The sequence below is a fragment of the Streptomyces sp. NPDC001156 genome, assembly GCF_053598275.1.
This window is the reverse complement of sequence record NZ_JBSFJX010000165.1, coordinates 1-17,938: the sequence shown is the minus strand read 5'-3', so window position 1 is coordinate 17,938 and position 17,938 is coordinate 1. Positions and strand designations below refer to the sequence as shown.

Here is a 17,938-nt window from a genome sequence, read left to right as displayed (position 1 = left end):
GGTCGGCGACGAACCGGGCCAGGTGGTCCTCGGGCAGCCAGTCGTCCAGCGACGGTGGCAGTAGCAGGACCTGATGCGGGTCGAACGCCCGAAACCTCTTGTCCACTGCCGCTGCAGGACCCATCGGCTGCTTCTTCCCGACCGGCTCGACCTCGAACAGCCCATCACCACCATGCATACCGTGATCATCCCGCATCAATGATCACGAACCACAAGCGGGTTACCGGTTACTGAGACACGCTCCTAGGGGTATTTCGGCTTGAGCGAGACGCCGCAGGCCAACGGGCAGGGACCCCTGTGATCGTGTGCCCCACGTTGAGCGGGACGAGCGTCTCTAGGCACCTCATTCAAACTGAGGGACGCAGGCAGGCCAGGGAGTTGCCGTGCCTCTGGCTTATCGCGGCCCGCAGCGCGACCGGGGCCAGGTCGACGCTCGTTCGTGCTGTTTCAGTCTGGCGGCGTACGGAGTCCGGTGCCACACCAACCAGTTCGTCCCACAGCACCTGACTGTCGAGGCGGAAGCGGCGCGCTCGAGGAAGAGGCGGGCCTTCTCGGTGGGGGCGCGTTCCTCGTACGGGGTCCCGCGCGGCGAGGCGAGGGAGGAGCCGGCGCCTTGGCCGTGCTCGTCCTCGCCGCGGAGCTCGTACTGGATGGCCGTGCGGCCGACGAGCTCGGCTGGGGCCTTGAGGGCGAACGTCTGCCACCGCCACTCGCTGGCCGACGGTCCGTGGACCCAGTCGAACGCGCCGCCCGTCTGGTTCGCCTCCGCGTTCTGGTCGGCGTTGTAGATCGTCGTGAGGTACGTCTGGTGGCGGGGGTTCAGTTTGGCCCACGGGTCGGTTGGTTGGGGTCGTGGCATTGCAGCACGGTAGCGGCGAGAACTGACAGGGCTTGGAAACCGCGTCAGTCGGCAAGGGGGTAGGAGCCTTGACTGGCGCGGCCGCACCGTGCGCGTGCCCATGCGGTTTGGGGCTACACGGGTGAGGATGTGCCGGTTGTGTGACCGAGGGCGCAGTAGGGTCGGCGGCATGAGCGATGAGCCGACTCCACAGCGCCCCACGAACGCTGACCTGCCGCCGCTGACCACGGCCGAGATTCCGGCCCAACTCGCCGACGTGTTGCGCACGATGAGTCTGCGCGGCCCCGTAGTCAATCAGGGCACGGGCGAGACCGTCGCCGAGGACGGGCAGCTCGTCACGGCCGAGCCCGCTGCGGCGGCCTTGCCCTCGCGTGTCGACAGGGCGGGCAACGAACGTCCGGCCTCCGTGGCCGAGGTGGCTCGGCCCGAAGCTAGCGCGGCCCGCATCCGCCGCGAGGTCGCCGAGATCCGCACGGCCGTCCAACGGCTCTCAGGCGGCAGCCGCTTGAATGTGGCAGTCGCGGAGTTCCTCGCCGTCCAAGCGACGCTCCTTGAACGCCACGGCGGTACGGCGCAACGTGCGGAGACCCCGAGCCGCTACGACGACACCCGCGAAGACCCCAGCATGTTCCCCTCCGCGGCGCGCAGCGCCCTCCTGATCGCCCGCGCCGCCCTCGGCATTCGCTGAAGTCAGGCGGGGAAGGTTTCGGTCGGGCTGGGCTCGCCCACCGCGGCGAGGGCGTCGTCAAGCTCGGCAAGCGCGGCCCGCAGAATCATCAGGATTCCCTTCCCGCCCTACGGGATCCCCTCGGCCTCCCAGGCGGCCAGCCTCCTTCGCTCGGGCACCCTTGCCAACACCTGAACTGCCGGAGCGGCCCCACCTGCTGCGCAATGTCTCGGCTGTCTCGGGAATGAAGGGCCCGGGAACACGTGCGCGTTGCCCGCAGCATAGGGTCCATGTGAGTCCTGTTGGGGGAGGGAAGAAGTTGAAGACCGGGGAGTGGTACGACGAAGCTGCCTGCCGGAGCGGAGACCCGGACGAGCTGTTTGTACAGGGAGCCCAACAGAATCGCGCCAAGGCAGTGTGTAACGCGTGCCCCGTACGCACCGAGTGCCTAGTCGAAGCCCTGGACAACCGCATTGAGTTCGGCATATGGGGCGGCATGACAGAACGTGAGCGCAGATCATTGCTGCGCCGAAAGCCAGGGGTCGTCTCCTGGCGAAACGTCCTCGAAGAGGCGCGTCGAACCAACGATCGTCCCCGCGCAAGCTGAGGTGGGGGATCTACGCCTACGCGGAATCACTGCGGCGGCCCGGAGAGCCGCGGTCCGCACGGACTAGGAGCGGGCAGGAGTCTGGCCACGCTGCGTCGCAGCCAGACCTGAGGACACCCTAACTGCCGAGCGAGCCATGCCGGCACCATAGGGCCGTGGAAACCCCGTAGGCTCGGCGCGACGCTCGAGGAAAGCCTCTGCGACCAGCAAAAGCAACACCGGACGCCCGCACCTCCCGGATCACTTGATGCATGAGGGGGCCCGAGCCTCCGGCGCCGGAGCGTGGAGATGCCGCCGTGAAAGCGGCAGCACCACTGCGCCCGGTCGTCTAATGGAGCTCTCCGCCTGACACGCACCGAGTTCTCGGAGTATGGCTGCCAGATGGACGGCAGCCGAGGCGCCCTGCCCTGCGCTGGTTGCGACCGGAGCCCAGGACTTGGCCCGCCATCCCGCCATCCGGGACGAGTCAGCAGGTTTCCACGCTTGCTGGGTTCACCCCTTGGACCGCACGAACCGATCAGCCTGTTGAGGCTGTGGTGTCGATGGACGCTACGAAGCAATTCGCCGTACCGCGAACGGAGCTGACCGTGGCTGACACCGAAACCCAGACGCTGGCTTGGGTCGAACGCATGGAGTGCCTGCGGGAGTCAACCCGCGAGCGGGTTCTTACGGCACCCATGCCGACGCAGTCCATGGACCGGCTCCTGGGGGAGGGGAAGGCTGTCCGGCTGGGCTCCTTCGAGGGCGCGCCCATCCACTACCTCGACCGCTGGTGGAGGGAGAGCGGTGACTCCTGGGAAGCCTTGGACGAAAGGGCCACAGCCGAGATCGACAGCCAGGCCGAGCGCTACCGCGCCGCCGTTGCAGCAACCGAAGGTGGGGGAGCCAGAGCACGCGCCGAGGGCCTACACCAACCGGACACACTGCCGTCGGGTGAGCCCGGGACGGGGGAAGCGTGATCAATCCCCACTACCAGGCGCCGCAGCACGAGCTCAACGTCATCAGCAGCATGCTGAGAGACCGCTCTGTGGCCTACTACCACTTCGTCGACTGGAATAGCAGCTCACCGGACTACTGGCTCAAAGCCGGCCACTTTCAGAACCCCATGCTCGGGAGGATTTACGACGTCCTCCTGAACGGAGGGCTCGACGAGATTGAGCAGCGACTCTGGCAAGGCGCGCCGGACCACGCGCAGGCCATTGCCGATGTCGTCGTTCAGCGGATGATGCAGACCGTCCAGCAGGAGGCCGCAGCCGGCGGACCCGCGGCGTGGGAGGCGCTCAACGACCCCAGCTACTGGACGTGGATGCACAGCGCTATCTACCAGCTTGCACACCCTTCCGCGTCGGCCATCCCCGAGCACGCTCGGCATGACGCCTACGTCACCGTTCAGGCCTCTCAGCATCCTTCCGCGATCGAGGGCGTGCCGTTCGAACTGGCCGCCGGTCGCGCGGACACCGTCGATGCTCGGTATAAGGAACTTGCCGTCATCGGCGCGATCCTGGACGACCCCTCCAGAGCTGAGCAGTTTCGTTACACCCCTTCCGATCCCGCCGCATCACCCTTCTGGCTCCAGCCAGGGGACTTTGGGGACAAACTCACAGCCGAGATCTGGTCCGCACTCGTCACCGGCCCTGACCCGGCCATCGCTCTCCCAGCGGCCAAAGACGCGAGCGTGCCGTCCCATCAGCGCACGCAGGCCATGATCGACCACATCTACGCGCGGCTGCGCTACAGCGACTCCCACCGTGCAGCCGCGGACCCGGATGCGCAGGCCAGGATCTCCAACGGAACGCTTCGGAGCATTGCTCAGCTCCTGACCGAAGCCAGTCACCCGAACTACAGCCCCAACCCCGACAACGCAGCCCTGTACGCAGTTCAGTACATCCTCGAACCCGCAATTCCCGCCGCAGTCGAGGACCTCGCGGGTGCGGTGCGCAGAGACGGCCTTGCCGACGCCTCCCTGTCTCAGGTGGCCATGCAACTCGGCACCCGTGAATATCAACTCAGTGAACTCGCACGGCGGCTCGACAGCGCGCCCCGCACCTTGGCCGGCTACGACACGGCTCCTCCGGACGTCCGACAGCCGGCAGAACCGGAGGGCAGTCCGGCCTATCGACACCACAACGTTGAACGGCAAGTTCTGCTATCGCTCATGCGCGAACCTCGACAGCTGCTCGAACCTGGCCCGGTTCAATCCCTGGCCGCCCAGGACTTCACGCAGCCTGAGCACAGGTACGCATACCAGGCCCTCCAGTTACTCCGCTTCGATGACCGAGCCGTGCGTGACCCCTGGGTGATCACCCACCAGGCACACCAACTGGCGCGGATCGAGGGCGCGCCGCCGCTGGACCTTTCCGAGATGGAAAGCCTTGCCCACTCAGCGAAGACGGCCCCGCCGTACCCCACGGAGGACGGCGCGGAGAGGCTCATCTACATGACTGTCCGGCGGACAGTTCGCGACGCCACCAGCTGCATTTCCGCCGCTGTCCAGGAGAACAAGACCGACCCCCGCCAACTGATCGAGTACGCGCTCACGCAGACCCGCCAGGCCACAGCGGAGGCTTCGCGGCACCACCAGCAGTCCGTACCGGAACCCTCACGGTACGCCGCCTACCAAACGACAGTGTGATGACCAGCCAGGGACCACCCAAGGGAGCCTCGCATGGCCACTGACACGCCTGGGAGCGGGGGCGGATCTGGAGCCGACGAGCCGGACTCGACAGTGCAGCAGGCCATCGACTGGTTCAGCAGCGACACCACAACCACTCTGCAGGCCCTTCGGTATCCAGCCCCGGGCGCTCGATCCGCGCCTGGAGCGCTCCTGGCGGCAGCACGGCGTGATGCAGAGTTCGACCGCCTGCTACCCGGCAGCGCAGTAGACCGCGCACGATCCCTCAAAGAGGCCCAAGCCGAGTGGCTCATCCGAAGGCTGCCTGATCAGGAGAGGCCCCTCGCCGACACCGCCCAACAAGCAGGCCGAGCCTGGGGAATCCTGATCACCGCCAAGACCAGAGTCCTACCCACCCAGGACGTGGTGGCCGAGGTCGTTCGCCGCACAGGACTCGCGCACAGCGCGGCAGACGAGATCGTCTTCCAGGCCCGCAACACCAGTGCCGCCTACAACCGAGCCGAACAGCTGAGCCCCTACGACAACGCTCCCGATCAGGCCCTCATCGACGACTGGAACCAGCTGGTCGCGTGTGGAGCGGAACTGCCCGACGCCGCAACGCGTGCACGAGAGGTCCTGGAACTCCTGACCGCTCGGACCACGGGCAGCCACGATCACCACTGGATGGGGGAAGCCGCGCAGCACGCAGCCCAGGTATACGACAACGTCATCGCAGCGCAGCCACTGCTCGAGCCCCTCGCCGCACACGTGCCCCAAGCAGGACAACCTAACGCGGCAGCTGCCCAAGCCCGCCTCATCAACTACGACCGAGAAGGGCTGGACTACGCCGCTACGGCTGCAGCCCGCGCGCGGGCGGTTCAAGTGTGGGCCGAACGCGGCGGAGTCCCGAAAATAATGGCGGCAGGGCCAGGCATGCGAACACTCGTCCGTTTGAACCGCGCCCTCCTAGCCCTGGACCCAAGTCGAAGGCTGACAACCGTCCTGGACCTTGACGATCACCACTTCACGGAGATCGCCAGAAGACTTCAGGAGATGTCGCAAGCGTCGCGCTTGGAACGTGCGCCGGACACCGCAGGCCACGAGCGCGGTCGTCGCCAGGCACCCCAGCATGGCCACCACCCCCCTCAGCCGGGCCCTGGCCCTGCGGCCGGCGGACCGCGATCAGCGCGCTAGCTGCACCACTTTGTCCCTCTGTTAATGAAGGACCAGGGCGCTCGTTGCCATGGCCCCGGCAGAGGCGTTGTCGGCGTCGTTGGGCCATGGGATGGCTGTTCCTGTTCGGCGGGTCGGCGAGGTCGTCACCTGCTCGACCACGATCCGTTCGCGCAGACTACTGCCGCGGACTGTGATCGCTGATCTAGGTGGACCGCTGCAAGGGCGGCCGGGAAGATGGCGCTCATGACGGGCGGGGAGAGTGAACTGCGTGAGCTGCTGGAGCGTGCGGGGCTGGAAGTGGTCGGGCACGGAAGGGTGAACGACGCGCGCCCCGCGGCGGTGGCCTGGCGTCCGGTGATCTCCGGGACCGCGGTCCCGACGGTGGCCGTGCGGGACGACCGGCCGGATCAGGTGGCCGAACTGAACCGGCAGTGGCATATCCTGGCCGTCGAACACGGCGTGATCGACGACAACGGTGAGTTCCTGATCAACGTCGCCGGGCACGGCTGCCAGTCCCACTGGTGCAGTCACTGGACGCGCGTACGCCTTGCCGAGCAGTGGGACCTGGCCGGGGTGCTCGGCCAGCGCCGGGGGCGACCTGAGTTCGTCGCCATGTCGCTGGACGGCGAGAGCGTGCTGGGCGCGACCAGTGAGGAGTACGAGGTCTGGCTGATCGCCCTCGACCGCTTCCACGCGTGGGTCGAGTCCTGGGCCCAGGCCCGCGCCCAGGAGACCCCGCAGGAGCGCGAGTCCGGGTGGCATGCCGTACTGCGTCGGAAGACCGCGCCACAGCGCCTCCGGTCGGCGTGGCGAGACGGGCTGGCCCGCAACCCAGCCGCACCCGCCTCGGTACTGCTGCGGCTGCTCGATGTCGCAGAAGGCGAACGGCTCCGCGGCGCCAGCTGGCTGATCACCCGTGAAGTGCCTGACGAAGTCGTCGAGGCGTGGATCTCTCATCCCGAGCCACGCGTCCGCAAGCAGCTCGCAGAGCGCTGGACACTCACGGCCGAGCAGCGAGAACGGCTCTTCATTGAACCCAAACCCGGGTTGCGATGGATCTTCACCACCTGTGCGGTGGACGGAAGGTCGCCCCTGACCGAGGCGACGTTCGCGCAACTCGTCGCCGATCCCAGCGCGAAGGTGAGAGCCGAGGTCGCACTCCATCGCGACCTGCCCGCCCGGCACCTGGTGACGCTTGCGGCTGATGCGGAACCTGCCGTACGCCGCGCCGCCTGCCGGCGAGCCTGGCCGCACCTGGAACCGGATACCCACACGTCGCTGATGGCTGACCCGGACCCCGAAGTGCGGACCGAAGCGATCCTGCTTGCCCACACCACCGCGCCGATGCCGGTCTCGGTGTTCGCGGCTCTGCCCGACGACAAGCAACGCCACCGCGCCGCACGGGAATGCCTGCTCTCCGACGAACTGGGCCACGCTCTCGCGCACAGCCCGGACCGGGAGTTGCGACGCGCGGCCGCCGGCAATCCGGACCTCGCGCCGCACCTGGTCGCTGAACTCGGTCAGGACCTGGACCCGGCCGTCCGGTGGACGGTGTCGGTGCGCCCGGACCTCACCGAGGAGGAACGTGCGCGCGTCCCCGTGGAGATCGACCCAAAGGCGCGCTGCAATCCGCTCCCGTGGGTGCGGGCGCTGCAGCACGACGAAGAGGCCATACGCCGCTGCGCCTCCTCCTCCCACCTGCTCGTCCGCCGCAGCGCCGCCTGCGCGAAGAACCTCCCGCCCGACGTCGTCGAACGCCTGGCACGCGACGAGGACTGGGTCGTGCGCCTGTTCCTCGCCGAGAACTGCGCCCAGGCACCCGCCGAGGTTCTGCTCGAGATGTGCCGGACGTGGGACGGCTACTCAGCCGCCTGTTTCCCGGAACACCCCAACTTCCCTCGCCAGAGCACCCTGCAGTACGCCGACGACCCCGATCCCCGCATGCGCCAGCTCGCCCTCGAAGACCCCGCCGCCACGGCGTACATGGTCGAGATGTTCAGCCGTGACCCCGACCGCGGTGTGCGCTGGCGAGCCCTTCGCGACCCGCGTCTCACGCCGGCCTCGGTGATCCGCCTCCTTGACGACCCCGCCTGGGCCATCAGAGAAGCGGCAGCGCGCGACCCGCGCCTAACCACGCGCGCGCTGACCAGCCAGCTCCACGACGCCACCACCGCCATGTCCGCAGCCGCTAACCCGGCCATCCCGGAGCACGTGATGCACCACCTCCTGGACCGGCAACCATCAGTCACGACCTGATCATCTGGGGGTCGGTCAGCAGGGGCGACGACGATGTGCATGCCTCGACGCGGTCCCTCCGCAGCTTCCACCGTCCCCGACGCGATAGGCGGGCCCGCCAGTGCAGTTCCTCCACGCGATGAAACCAGTGGCCGGCATGGGCTGGGATTGGCAGGATGCCCGGCAATGGCCTCCCACTCGTACTCCTTCAATAGCCCACCGATCGATCCCATCGCCACCGCCCGCGACGCCTTGAACGGCCTGGCCGTCGGCGACGCCTTCGGAGCCCAGTTCTTCGTCCCCGACAACCTCCCCGCTCTGCGTGACCAGCAACTGCCTGAAGCGCCCTGGCCGTGGACCGACGACACGGAGATGGCCTGCTCCATCCACCGACTCGTCATGCAACGAGGCGAGGTAGACCAAGATGAACTCGCCCGTTCCTTCGCCGAACGGCACGACTTCGACCGCGGCTACGGTCCCGCGATGAACCGCCTGCTGCGCCTAGTCCGCCAGGGCGGCAACTGGCGCGAACTCGCGGCCGGACTGTTCGACGGGCAGGGCTCCTGGGGCAACGGGGCAGCGATGCGCGTCGCCCCTCTCGGCGCCCGCTACCCAGGCGACCCGGAACACGCAGCCCGGCAGGCTGCCATGTCCGCCGAGGTGACCCACACCCACCCCGAGGCCGTCGCCGGGGCCGTCGCGGTCGCCGTCGCCGCCAGCCGCGCCGCGCACCGCCGCACCGAACCCGTGACCGGCACGGACCTGCTCGCCATCGTTTTGGACCTTGTCCCGCCCAGCCGGGTACGCGACGGCATCATCGAGGCGCGTACTCTCCTGGACCAGCCTTACGTCGAACTCGCCGCCCATCATCTCGGCAACGGACGCCAGGTCAGCGCCGTCGATACGGTCCCCTTCACCCTCTGGTGCGCCGCCCGGAATCTGACCGATTACGCGACTGCCCTGTGGGCCACTGCCTCGGCCGGTGGAGACGTCGACACCACCTGCGCGATCGTCGGCGGCATCGTCGCCTCCCGCGTTGGCACCGAAGGCATCCCCGCCCCCTGGCGTAACCGTACAGAGACCCTGCCCGCTTGGCTGGACTGACACCAGTCCTGGAACGCCGCCCACACCGCCACGCTGGCCGGCCGCCGCCCCTGCCCCTGCTGCGGCCACAGGGTCGGTCTGCCGATGTGGGCCAACGACGGGTCGTCCGAGACCGTGGAGCCGCGCGAGTACCTGGTGTGGCTGACGCCCGACCAAGCCCGGCCGGTCGAAGGGGTGTCGTACGACCAGGTGCCCACCCACCGCCTGCCGCCAGAGCACCAAGCACCGGACCCGGGCCGGTGGGGCTGGAAGGTGCAGCGGACGCCGCGGGCGCGCAGGCGCCCCGGCTCGGTCGCGGTGCACATCTGGGACTGCCCGGAGGCTCCTGCTGACGGCGAGGAGATCGACGTGCACGCGGCGCTGGAGGTCGTGCGGTCGACGGCCGGGGCGGTTGCGTGCAAGGAGTGCGACGCCGCGGTGGCGCTCGGCCCGCTGCTGTAGTGCGGCCCGGCCCAGGGCTCCTATCTCGGAGACCAGCCGCAAGGTGCGGCGCTGGCACGGTCGCGTTTGCCGACATGATTCACGCCACGGGTTTCCGACACGTCGACGGCTGCCGGGGGCGCCACGGCGTTGGCCTTGCGTGAACCGCGCTGCCGGCGTCTTACCCCCGTGCGGTGCCAGACCGGTCCCAGGACTGATCGCCGCGCACCCGGTAGACGCCCGGAGCCACCTCGTCGGACTCTTCGGTCGCGGCCGGCTTGCCGGGCAGTTGGGTGACCGGACCGAGCCAGCCCGTCGAGGGCGCCTTCGGCGTCGCTCACGCGATGCGCCGCGCGCACCCTGGACCGGCCACCGCAGTCCTGGTGCTGGTTGACTATCGGGCGGCCCCTCCCTTGCGTCCGCAGGTCTGCGCCCGCCTGCTTGGGCACTGACGGACCGCCACCGCGGCCAGACAGGGTCTGAAGCCGCGCACCTCAGCCGCTAGGCAAAGCCGCGGGTCACTAAGGGGTTTCCGTCCTCGACAGGGACCGAAGGGACTGAGTTTTCGGATATCGCCACAGATTGTCGACCATATCGGATCCCGGTCCCACCCCAATTGCCCAGGGCGTTGACTCTTAAGCCGCCCGCTCGACCAACGGCAACGCTCAACCCCAGATGTATCCGGTCGTGTCGTCGTGGCCGTCGTCCGGAAGGCCCACGTAGGCACGCAGAACCGCCCGGGTGTCGGGCAGCCGCCGGCTCCTGAGGCTCTCTTCGAACCGCTTCCCGTACGCGCCCCAGGGCCCGGCCTTCACCGATGCCTGGAGGAGCCGTTGTTGCCCCTCAGTGAGTTCGGCGATCGGGAGGAGCTCGTCGTGGAAGGGCTCGGCGAAGGCCACGGCCAGCACTGATGTTGCCGTCGATTCCATGTGGTTGCGGGGCATCGCTGTCAGACAGTCGGCCACGCCGCAGAGTACGGTCTCCCGGTCGTGGTCGGCGAGCGACAGAAGAGAGCGACTGATGTAGCCCGGGATGTCGCCTTTGTTGTAGTCGATGTCCGGCTTCGGGGTGTCGGCCGCCGCCGTGGCGAGTTCGGAGTTGGCTCAAGTGGCATACGACCGGGGACGCAAACGAAGCGGGCGCCGAACACGTCAATTGCGCGGTTCTCACGCGGCGTGCGCGCATGCCCGTGTGGCCACCGGCGCCGGCACCAGTGCGTAGAGCACCGCCGCGAAAGCACGGCTCCGCCGGGCGCGTCCCGCGTCCCGCGGTCCTGCGGTCGGCCCCGGTCTGGGAGGACCAACGGTTCGCGATCCCCAGCAGGCCACCCGCGGCAATTCAACCCCACGAGCCGCGCCCCTGGTCCCGCTCAACGAGCTCTCATCACTGGGGACACGGTGATCGTGCCTCTGGAAGCAGTGCGCTGCTCACTTATTGGTCATGGGGGTGACGATGAGTTTGACGAAGGGGCAGCCGACTAGGCCTTTTCCATGCCCTAAGTCGACGAAGCCGCCGCCGTCATCATGGGGCCATACCTCTGCCTGCAGGACAGCTTGGAAGAGCACTCTTGCGCCGCGCCTGACGGGGTACCCGCTGTAGCGGAGGGCAAAGGCCCCGTCGACGTTCGGCGAGAACTTAGTGTCGGGGCCAGCGAACCAGTGAATTAGCCGCGAGACGCTCTCTGCCTGAACGAATAGGGGTTCTTGACGCGCAGCGGACTGGAACGGCGGGTCCGGCTCAGGCACCCCGTTTACGAACTGCGCGAAGGCGAGATAGATGTCGGCCCCTGCATGTGTGCCAGTCTCACCGACCAGACTCGGAAGCAAATGGGGGTAGGCTACGACCTCCGCGTAGCCGATCACGCTCATACTGGTCTCGACGTCGATGGTGACGTCCCCGTTGGGATTGTCCCATATGAAATAGAAAGTCAACCAGCAGATGGCAATGTCGTTCTCAGGCGCCTCGAGATATATTTGTGCCCAACTGTTGTCGGGCTGGTAGTGCGTACCTAGCAGGGGTGCACGGTACGGGACATTAACGGCCTCAATTCCGATCACGTTGGGCCGGTCCAGCAGGATGGTTTGAGGCAGTGCCGGCGGTGGGACCACGCGCTCAGCCGTCGCAGCGTCCAGGGGCGGCGCGTCGATCCAAACCCGCTCGATTTCACGCCCGGCTGCGATCCGCGCCTGCGCGCCTGCACGCAGGCGAGGCCACCTCGAAGGCCGAGCGGAGGCCCCACGCGCCAACTGGACATGATCGTCCAGCCGCCGTTGCGGAAGCATTGCCTTGAGTTCAGCTAGATCCTGTTCCCGCATCCGAAGTACCTCCGCGCCACACAGCAGAAGCCCACAACGCCACCGGGCCTCGACAACTCAGCCCCCGACCCCCCGTCAACGCTGCCCAGTTCAGCTTGCAGGGAGGGTAAGTCCTGTCTCTTATACACGGTAGCCAAAGACAGTGCTGGAGGACAGTGCTGCGGCGGCTAACGTTTGCGCTGCGCGCGCAGTGACAACAGATCGCACCTCTATTCGCCCTGCCGACCGCACCATCCGCTTCCCCTGTGGCACTCAAACCAGTACTGACTCGAATGCGCGAGTTACGAACGAATATCGGATCGAGGCAAACGCCTATCCACTCCATCAAATGCGGATCGCCGCCCATGTCGCCGCCCGCGGCAACCACATACCGGCCCGGCACGGGCACACGGTCGACCGCCAGGCTGCGGGCGCCGTCGGTGTTCATGAGCGCGTTGTGGATCCGGCCGTAGGAGGTGCTGGCGTCCAGAGAGGCGGAGATTCCGTCGGCAGCGCCGACAGTGATGTCGCCCTGCTGGGTGCTCAGCGTGAGCGTGCCACCCGCCGCCTCGACGACGTGGATATCGCCCTTCTGGGCGCTGATCTCACCGGGACCGGTGAGGCGACCGACCGAGACATCACCAGCGAGCGTGGTGAGGCGGATGCTGGCGGCCTCGTCGAGCTTGACGGCGACCTCCTCGCCGTACGCACCCTCGAACGCGACGTTACCGAGGCGTCCCACACGGCGTAGTTCGGCGCTGGCTGCCTTCGCCTCGACACGGGAGCCAGCCGGCGGCTGGACGGTGACCTCGACGGATCCTGAGCTTCCGAGAACCCGGCTCCTCGCCTCCACAGCCTCGATGCGCAGGACATCGTCGCGGTAGACGACCGTGACCTGCTCCGCCGCCTTCACGTGGCGGCTCTTCTGGCGCGTGACCTGCCGCGCGCGGGTGCTCAGGTCGTTACGCGTGGGTGGGATAGTCAGCGTCGAGCGGCTCGGCATGGTGGAGGCACGGTGGCGGTTGGTGGTTCGTCAGCGCGGCTGACAAAGCAGGTCGCGGTCTCTGTCGCCGTCGCCGTGGTGCTCGCTGCTCTCGGGTGGTGGGTGTACTACCGGGCCACCTATCACACGTTCGCCTTCTGGGAAGCTCCGCCGAGGTTGACCTACTACGGGCGGAACTGGGACACGTTTCCAGGGGCGACGGTCTCGAGCCTGCCGCGCGGGACCACCCACGCGCTCGTGGACACCATCGAGCCAGCGGGGTGGAAGCTCTACGCGGTCGGCCTTAGCAGCAGGCACGACAGGCAGCTGGGGGTTCCGTGCGCGGAGTCGATGTTCCTTGAAAAGGGCAGTCACGAGTACGTCACTTACGACTTGTCGGGCGGTCCGTGATCAGAGGTCGACTCTGAAGCAGACGATGGGAATTGAGCCCGCGTTCTAAGCGGGACTCCGTCGAGTCGCGACCTCCGGAGCTTTGGTCCCGGTTTCCGCGCCGACACCTCCACCCGGGGAAGGTCTGCGGAGCGTGGACGCCACGGCATCCATGCATTGGGGAACGTTGTCCGTTCTCTTGAGGTCGCAGTTTGCGAGCGTGGCGACGGAAACCGCATGAATGGCGCCCAACCGGGAAGACAGCCCGGTCTTCGGCGTCCTTTGATACTGGTTGTTGCCTTCCTGGCGGCCGCGACTGCAGCGGGAATACAGGCTTGCCGGCAGTCCGAACAGGACGCGCGCACCCGAGAGCGGTTCGTCCAATTGAACAACGACCCGCTGATGGACACGCTCCGCACCCAGTTCGGACGACAGCACGACGGGAAAGTCCGGCTGCGCTGTCAGCACACTCCGGGCGAAGGTCCTCTTATCCCGCAATTCGAGGTCACCATCCCGGCCGTCGCGGCGAGCCAGGCGGTTCGCGACCAAGTGGCCACCGCGGCAAGACGGGCCGGTAAGCGCGTTGAGACGTGGGAAAGGGGAACAGGAGGGCCGCGCGTTTACTACTTCGAGATCCGCAAGTCGTTCGGACGGTGGACGAGCGACTCCGACGCCACGCTCGACGGAGCCGGCCTCCACCTGGATTTGATGGCCTTCGCTGGCGACCGATGCGCTTGACTCGCCCAGGTGTGCACTGCCCGAGGACGGTCCACCCTTTGCGTCGAAATCCTTCCGTCCCGGCTCAGGCAGTCCCTCCGGCTCCCAGTGCAGACGGTCTGCCACTCGCCATGACGGGGCGCAACCGTCAAACGGTCCGAATCGCTCACCGGGCAGCTGCGGTTGAGGGGATAGGCGGCAAGCTAGGATGCACAGCTGGCAGAACAGTGGGAGGGGATTGCATGAGAATGCGTATACGTGCTGCCGCGGCTGCAGCCGCCGCGATAGTGGGGTTGATTCCGATAGGTGCGGGCGCAGCGTCCGCGGCGCCGGTCGGTACGCACACGGCGGCAGCCCATCAGATTGGGACGATGAAGGAGTGGGGTACCGGCATCCACAAGTCCTACCGCCGGGGTAACACCCTCTACCTCACCATGTACTACACGCAGAAGTCGCCGGACACCCTGGTTCCGCTCGGCTTCGCACTGTCCCTGTGGAACTTCTCCGCCCCGGGCGAAGGGCAGCTGCGCGGTATCTCGGCCACGTGGTGGAACCCGGTACGCCACCGCTGGGAAAGGCCCAGCTACCAGGAGTCGAACGGGTTGTTCGGCTTCGACCTCCCGGCCAGTTCCACGGTGAAGCTCGCCTCCGGCAAGGTCGGCCACGTCTACGTGCGGGTCACCTTCGGCAAGACTGCCCACACGGGCCTGTGGCACTTCGAGCCGATGGTGACCGCATATTCGTTGCTCACGCCGAAGGGCACCTACGACAGCAATTATCTGGGAGACAGCAGGAGCCAGTACACCTCTACGCTGTACCGCTAGCTTCGATCTTGCGTGACGGTCTGCCGGCTCCGTCGGCAGACCGTTTTGCGTCCTGTGGTTGATGACGTCCTGGCCAGTGAAGTTTTCTCAACGGTGATCATTTCCGGCCCCGCTGTGGAAGAGGACCAGGGGCGAGGGCGGCGGTCTACGCTCGCGCCAGGAACGACCCCACAACCCAGGGCTCCAACGGAGCCCGACACCCCCAAGGAGGAAGTACCCATGACCAGCTCGGCAACCCCGTCGCCACAGCCCTAGAGTTCCTCGCCCGCTGCCCCGACGACGGTGCCACCATCGACGTCACCGTGTGCGTGACCACCTTGGAACTCCGCGCCCTCCCGAAAGGCTCAGCGGCCACACCAACCCTGGGGCTCTACGGAGAGGCGATTCTCGCCCAAGACGGCGGCGCAACCCACCAGAGGCTCGCGTGCTTCTCCCGGCTCGACGGTGAGACTCACTGGTATTACGAGGACTTCAGGCCCACTTGGCTGTTCGAACCCGGTAAGCGCCAGAACACCCCCAAGGACCGATTCACCGCAAGCCGCTCCAGCGCCCTGATCGCCCCGATCGCCTCTCAACTCGACTACATGGCCCTGCGACTGGGTCTGACACCGACTCTCGGCGGCCCGCCCGCACCAAAAACCTGAGCCCGGATGAACCTCATCGGAGGGCCCGACACGAGGGCCTTCCGATGACCAACCGCGAACTGACGGCCCCAGCCCGCACGACACACGGACGGTCATTGCTGGAGAGGCTGCAGCGCCCCGCGCTCGGCGTAGCCATGGCCTCAAAGCGGCCGTAGGACACTCGTCGAAGGCCGCCGCCTCCATGCCCTTCCCGCTCAAGGGGAGAGCGCCGCAGATACGCGACGCAACACTTGGGACGAAGGTCTCTGGCACACGGCGGCTTCCCACACTGGGTGCTTGTCTCGCGCCATGAAGCTCATCCACTCCAGCGCCGGTGCACCCCCGTCGACACACTTCGGTGCCCGCGCCACCCACGGACCCGCAACCAGCGGGGACAGCACCCAGCCACCTGTGCTGAGACAGCGAGCTCACGGCGGGCATAGATGACCCTCACCGCGACCGCCACACCGCGCACCGCACCAGCCCCGCTCCGAGCCCGCCAGCTGCTCAGCGGAGTCTTCGCGATCCTCGGTGCGCTCATGGCCGTATGGGGAGCACGCATGCCGGCGGTGCAGGCCGCCGCCCACCTCGGCCCCGGCCGACTGGCCGTCGTCCTACTCGCCGCAGCGGCCGGCATGGTCGTCGGCCTCCAGATCGGCGGCCGCCTCGCCGACCGTCACGGACCCGCCCGGCTGCTTGCCGCACCAGCGGCCATTTTCGGCGTGGCCCTGGCCGTGCTCGGCCAATGCCATACCCTGACCGCGCTGATACCCGTGGCCGTCGTGTTCGGCGTCGGACATGGGCTCCTGGACGTCGGCGCCAACACCGCGGCCGTGTACCTCGAGCGCGCCTACCAGCGGCCCATCATGGCATCGCTCCACTGCGCCTACTCTTGTAGGGTCTCAGATTTCGCTGCACAGTCTCACGCTCCGCTTCATATCGGCTGCACTTATGAAGCGGCCGTGAGACAAGCAGGTCGGCGCGTTCACTCTTTCGGGCTACTTGGCTCCAAGCTCGGGCGCCTACTCTCGACGGCGGGCAGCCTGGTCGTACGGACCATGGTCTGGGTGAGGGTACGCCGTGGGCATTGCTGCGGAAGTCGTGGTCAGAGTGCGCCGCCATGATGGCGACGAGGCCGAGGAGTATGCGTGGCCGGCTGCTTCCAAGGATCTGTTGGCCTCCGCGGCGCCGTGGCGGGTATTCCGCTGGCACCGAGGGCAGAAGCACTACTCGGGTATCTACTGGTCGGCGACCATGCGCGACCACGTGATCTACGAATCCCGCCTGGAGCTGGCCCGATTGCTCTTCGCAGACTTCGATCGCAGCGTCCACGGCATCGTGGCTCAGCCCTTCCTGCTTCAGACCGTGCTGGAAGGGAAGATCCGCAAGCACATCCCAGACTATCTCCTGCTCACCGACCAGGTGCCGGTGATCGTTGACGTCAAGCCACTGCACCGCGTGTCCAAGCCCGAGGTCGCGTTCACCTTCGATTGGACCCGGCAGGCGGTGGAGGCGCGCGGATGGAAGTACGAGGTCTGGAGCGAGCCTCCGACGGTGGAGCTGGAGAATGTCCGATTCTTGGCGGGCTACCGCAGGGACTGGCTGTTTAGCGCCGCACTGCTGGAAGAGCTTCGTGGAATTGATCTCGGTGGAGTGCCCTTGGGGCGGGCCGCGGCCTGTCTGCCTGGCCGGCCGGGACCCCAAGTCCGGTCAGCCATCCATCATTTGCTCTGGACGCAGAGTCTTGTTACCGATCTCGACCAGCCACTCGGCCCGTCGCGCACGCTGCGGCAGCCGGCATGAGCAGGGCCGGGGCTCGCGTCGGAGTCGGTACGCGATTCCGCTACGACGGAGAGACCGTCGAAGTGGTCGAGCTGGCGGCGACGACCACGGGAAACGAGGTGGTCCTCAAGGACGGGCATGGCTGCGTCCGGCGGCTGTCCCTGAAGGAGCTGTTGTTCTCCGACCGTGCCGAGATCGTTCCTGACCAGGCCGGTCCGTCGGCAGATGATGCTGGGGAGATCGCTTCAGTTGTCCTGAGCCAACTGCGTGATGATGAGCGACGGAAAGTCCTCGAACGAGCGGAACATGTCCGCGAGGTCCTGACGGGCTACCGCTCGGGCAGTGCGGAACTCGTACGCGAAGGAGAACCTCGCGCCGAGTACGGGGCCGGTGAGCCGGCTGAGGCCAAGTACGCAGCGAAGGCTCGGGAACTTGGGGTGTCGGTCCGCTCGATCAAGCAATGGGTCGCGGATTTTCGGTGTCATGGTGAGGCCGGGCTTGTCTCGAAGCACGGCTTGTCCGGGCCGACGCAGCCGTCGGTCGATGACCGGTGCGGAACCTGTCAAAGTGATCAAGGCAGGTAGATCGTTTTAACGTTGTGTCGGGATCAGTGGGCCGGCTGGTGCCGGCTTGTTGATCCAGGCCGC

General features: G+C 67.2%; 18 protein-coding genes and 1 pseudogene. 13 read left to right on the top strand and 6 right to left on the bottom strand.

Features of this window, described 5'->3' with window-relative positions; all coding sequences use genetic code 11:
- Nucleotides 1-394: 394 nt before the first annotated feature.
- Complete coding sequence (locus ACWDA7_RS40010; RefSeq protein WP_450611345.1) at nucleotides 395-859, bottom strand: hypothetical protein; 465 nt, start codon at nucleotides 857-859, stop codon at nucleotides 395-397.
- A gap of 169 nt (nucleotides 860-1,028) precedes the next feature.
- Between ACWDA7_RS40010 and ACWDA7_RS40005 the strand changes: the two genes are divergently transcribed.
- The 4 genes from ACWDA7_RS40005 to ACWDA7_RS39990 all read left to right on the top strand — a co-directional run bounded on the left by ACWDA7_RS40005 (nucleotide 1,029) and on the right by ACWDA7_RS39990 (nucleotide 4,765).
- Entirely contained in the window at nucleotides 1,029-1,547 is a 519-nt protein-coding gene (locus tag ACWDA7_RS40005; RefSeq protein WP_450611343.1) for a hypothetical protein, read from the top strand.
- Nucleotides 1,548-1,845: 298 nt separating this feature from the next.
- On the top strand, nucleotides 1,846-2,133 hold the full coding sequence (locus ACWDA7_RS40000; RefSeq protein WP_450611341.1) for a WhiB family transcriptional regulator: 288 nt from the start codon (nucleotides 1,846-1,848) through the stop codon (nucleotides 2,131-2,133).
- 587 nt (nucleotides 2,134-2,720) lie between these two features.
- Nucleotides 2,721-3,092, top strand: coding sequence for a hypothetical protein (locus ACWDA7_RS39995; RefSeq protein WP_450611339.1), 372 nt, complete (start codon nucleotides 2,721-2,723; stop codon nucleotides 3,090-3,092).
- Nucleotides 3,089-4,765, top strand: a complete 1,677-nt coding sequence (locus ACWDA7_RS39990) for a hypothetical protein (RefSeq protein WP_450611337.1) — start codon at nucleotides 3,089-3,091, stop codon at nucleotides 4,763-4,765. Before ACWDA7_RS39995 ends, ACWDA7_RS39990 begins: the two co-directional genes overlap by 4 nt.
- A 387-nt stretch (nucleotides 4,766-5,152) precedes the next feature.
- Here the strand turns inward: ACWDA7_RS39990 and ACWDA7_RS39985 are convergent, their stop codons facing one another.
- Complete coding sequence (locus ACWDA7_RS39985) at nucleotides 5,153-5,521, bottom strand: hypothetical protein (RefSeq protein ID WP_450611336.1); 369 nt, start codon at nucleotides 5,519-5,521, stop codon at nucleotides 5,153-5,155.
- A 642-nt stretch (nucleotides 5,522-6,163) separates the two neighbouring features.
- Here ACWDA7_RS39985 and ACWDA7_RS39980 point away from each other — a divergent pair.
- The 3 genes from ACWDA7_RS39980 (at nucleotide 6,164) to ACWDA7_RS39970 (ending at nucleotide 9,700) form a co-directional block, all read left to right on the top strand.
- The gene (locus ACWDA7_RS39980; RefSeq protein ID WP_450611334.1) at nucleotides 6,164-8,176 is read left to right on the top strand and encodes a PE-PGRS family protein; all 2,013 of its coding nucleotides are present in this window, start codon (nucleotides 6,164-6,166) and stop codon (nucleotides 8,174-8,176) included.
- A 165-nt stretch (nucleotides 8,177-8,341) separates the two neighbouring features.
- Nucleotides 8,342-9,259 carry an ADP-ribosylglycohydrolase family protein gene (locus ACWDA7_RS39975; RefSeq protein WP_450611332.1) on the top strand — a complete coding sequence of 306 codons (918 nt, stop codon included), beginning with the start codon at nucleotides 8,342-8,344 and terminating at the stop codon, nucleotides 9,257-9,259.
- Between the two features lie 84 nt (nucleotides 9,260-9,343).
- Nucleotides 9,344-9,700 (top strand): DUF6233 domain-containing protein, encoded by a 357-nt coding sequence (locus tag ACWDA7_RS39970; protein ID WP_450611330.1) that lies wholly within the window; start codon nucleotides 9,344-9,346, stop codon nucleotides 9,698-9,700.
- 644 nt (nucleotides 9,701-10,344) lie between these two features.
- On the opposite strand, the gene ACWDA7_RS39965 is transcribed toward ACWDA7_RS39970, so the two are convergent.
- The 3 genes and pseudogenes from ACWDA7_RS39965 to ACWDA7_RS39955 form a co-directional block, all read right to left on the bottom strand.
- Entirely contained in the window at nucleotides 10,345-10,644 is a 300-nt protein-coding gene (locus ACWDA7_RS39965; RefSeq protein WP_450611328.1) for a hypothetical protein, read from the bottom strand.
- 462 nt (nucleotides 10,645-11,106) lie between these two features.
- Nucleotides 11,107-11,736, bottom strand: coding sequence for a hypothetical protein (locus tag ACWDA7_RS39960; RefSeq protein WP_450611326.1), 630 nt, complete (start codon nucleotides 11,734-11,736; stop codon nucleotides 11,107-11,109).
- Between the two features lie 652 nt (nucleotides 11,737-12,388).
- Nucleotides 12,389-12,976 (bottom strand): annotated as a pseudogene (locus tag ACWDA7_RS39955) (DUF4097 family beta strand repeat-containing protein); the annotation flags it as partial.
- A 12-nt stretch (nucleotides 12,977-12,988) separates the two neighbouring features.
- Between ACWDA7_RS39955 and ACWDA7_RS39950 the strand changes: the two are divergent.
- From ACWDA7_RS39950 to ACWDA7_RS39935, 4 genes are all read left to right on the top strand, one after another.
- On the top strand, nucleotides 12,989-13,366 hold the full coding sequence (locus ACWDA7_RS39950) for a hypothetical protein (RefSeq protein WP_450611324.1): 378 nt from the start codon (nucleotides 12,989-12,991) through the stop codon (nucleotides 13,364-13,366).
- 216 nt (nucleotides 13,367-13,582) lie between these two features.
- Nucleotides 13,583-14,083 (top strand): hypothetical protein, encoded by a 501-nt coding sequence (locus tag ACWDA7_RS39945; RefSeq protein WP_450611322.1) that lies wholly within the window; start codon nucleotides 13,583-13,585, stop codon nucleotides 14,081-14,083.
- A 350-nt stretch (nucleotides 14,084-14,433) separates the two neighbouring features.
- On the top strand, nucleotides 14,434-14,886 hold the full coding sequence (locus ACWDA7_RS39940; RefSeq protein WP_450611320.1) for a hypothetical protein: 453 nt from the start codon (nucleotides 14,434-14,436) through the stop codon (nucleotides 14,884-14,886).
- Between the two features lie 308 nt (nucleotides 14,887-15,194).
- The gene (locus tag ACWDA7_RS39935) at nucleotides 15,195-15,530 is read left to right on the top strand and encodes a hypothetical protein (RefSeq protein ID WP_450611319.1); all 336 of its coding nucleotides are present in this window, start codon (nucleotides 15,195-15,197) and stop codon (nucleotides 15,528-15,530) included.
- Nucleotides 15,531-16,123: 593 nt separating this feature from the next.
- Here ACWDA7_RS39935 and ACWDA7_RS39930 read toward each other — a convergent pair.
- Nucleotides 16,124-16,309, bottom strand: coding sequence for a hypothetical protein (locus tag ACWDA7_RS39930; RefSeq protein ID WP_450611317.1), 186 nt, complete (start codon nucleotides 16,307-16,309; stop codon nucleotides 16,124-16,126).
- A 280-nt stretch (nucleotides 16,310-16,589) separates the two neighbouring features.
- Between ACWDA7_RS39930 and ACWDA7_RS39925 the strand changes: the two genes are divergently transcribed.
- Nucleotides 16,590-17,312 (top strand): TnsA-like heteromeric transposase endonuclease subunit, encoded by a 723-nt coding sequence (locus ACWDA7_RS39925; RefSeq protein ID WP_450611315.1) that lies wholly within the window; start codon nucleotides 16,590-16,592, stop codon nucleotides 17,310-17,312.
- Nucleotides 17,313-17,374: 62 nt separating this feature from the next.
- The gene (locus tag ACWDA7_RS39920; RefSeq protein WP_450611313.1) at nucleotides 17,375-17,875 is read left to right on the top strand and encodes a helix-turn-helix domain-containing protein; all 501 of its coding nucleotides are present in this window, start codon (nucleotides 17,375-17,377) and stop codon (nucleotides 17,873-17,875) included.
- The last annotated feature ends 63 nt before the right edge of the window (nucleotides 17,876-17,938 follow it).

What these genes read in the sequence shown, in the direction of transcription:
- ACWDA7_RS40010 (WP_450611345.1), bottom strand. Translation starts at nt 859, where the DNA reads ATGCCACGACCCCAACCAACCGACCCGTGGGCCAAACTGAACCCCCGC.
- ACWDA7_RS40005 (WP_450611343.1), top strand. Translation starts at nt 1,029, where the DNA reads ATGAGCGATGAGCCGACTCCACAGCGCCCCACGAACGCTGACCTGCCG.
- ACWDA7_RS39980 (WP_450611334.1), top strand. Translation starts at nt 6,164, where the DNA reads ATGACGGGCGGGGAGAGTGAACTGCGTGAGCTGCTGGAGCGTGCGGGG.
- ACWDA7_RS39975 (WP_450611332.1), top strand. Translation starts at nt 8,342, where the DNA reads ATGGCCTCCCACTCGTACTCCTTCAATAGCCCACCGATCGATCCCATC.
- ACWDA7_RS39970 (WP_450611330.1), top strand. Translation starts at nt 9,344, where the DNA reads ATGTGGGCCAACGACGGGTCGTCCGAGACCGTGGAGCCGCGCGAGTAC.
- ACWDA7_RS39945 (WP_450611322.1), top strand. Translation starts at nt 13,583, where the DNA reads ATGAATGGCGCCCAACCGGGAAGACAGCCCGGTCTTCGGCGTCCTTTG.
- ACWDA7_RS39940 (WP_450611320.1), top strand. Translation starts at nt 14,434, where the DNA reads ATGAAGGAGTGGGGTACCGGCATCCACAAGTCCTACCGCCGGGGTAAC.
- ACWDA7_RS39930 (WP_450611317.1), bottom strand. Translation starts at nt 16,309, where the DNA reads ATGTCCGACGCCGAACACGACGGCCACGGGTATCAGCGCGGTCAGGGT.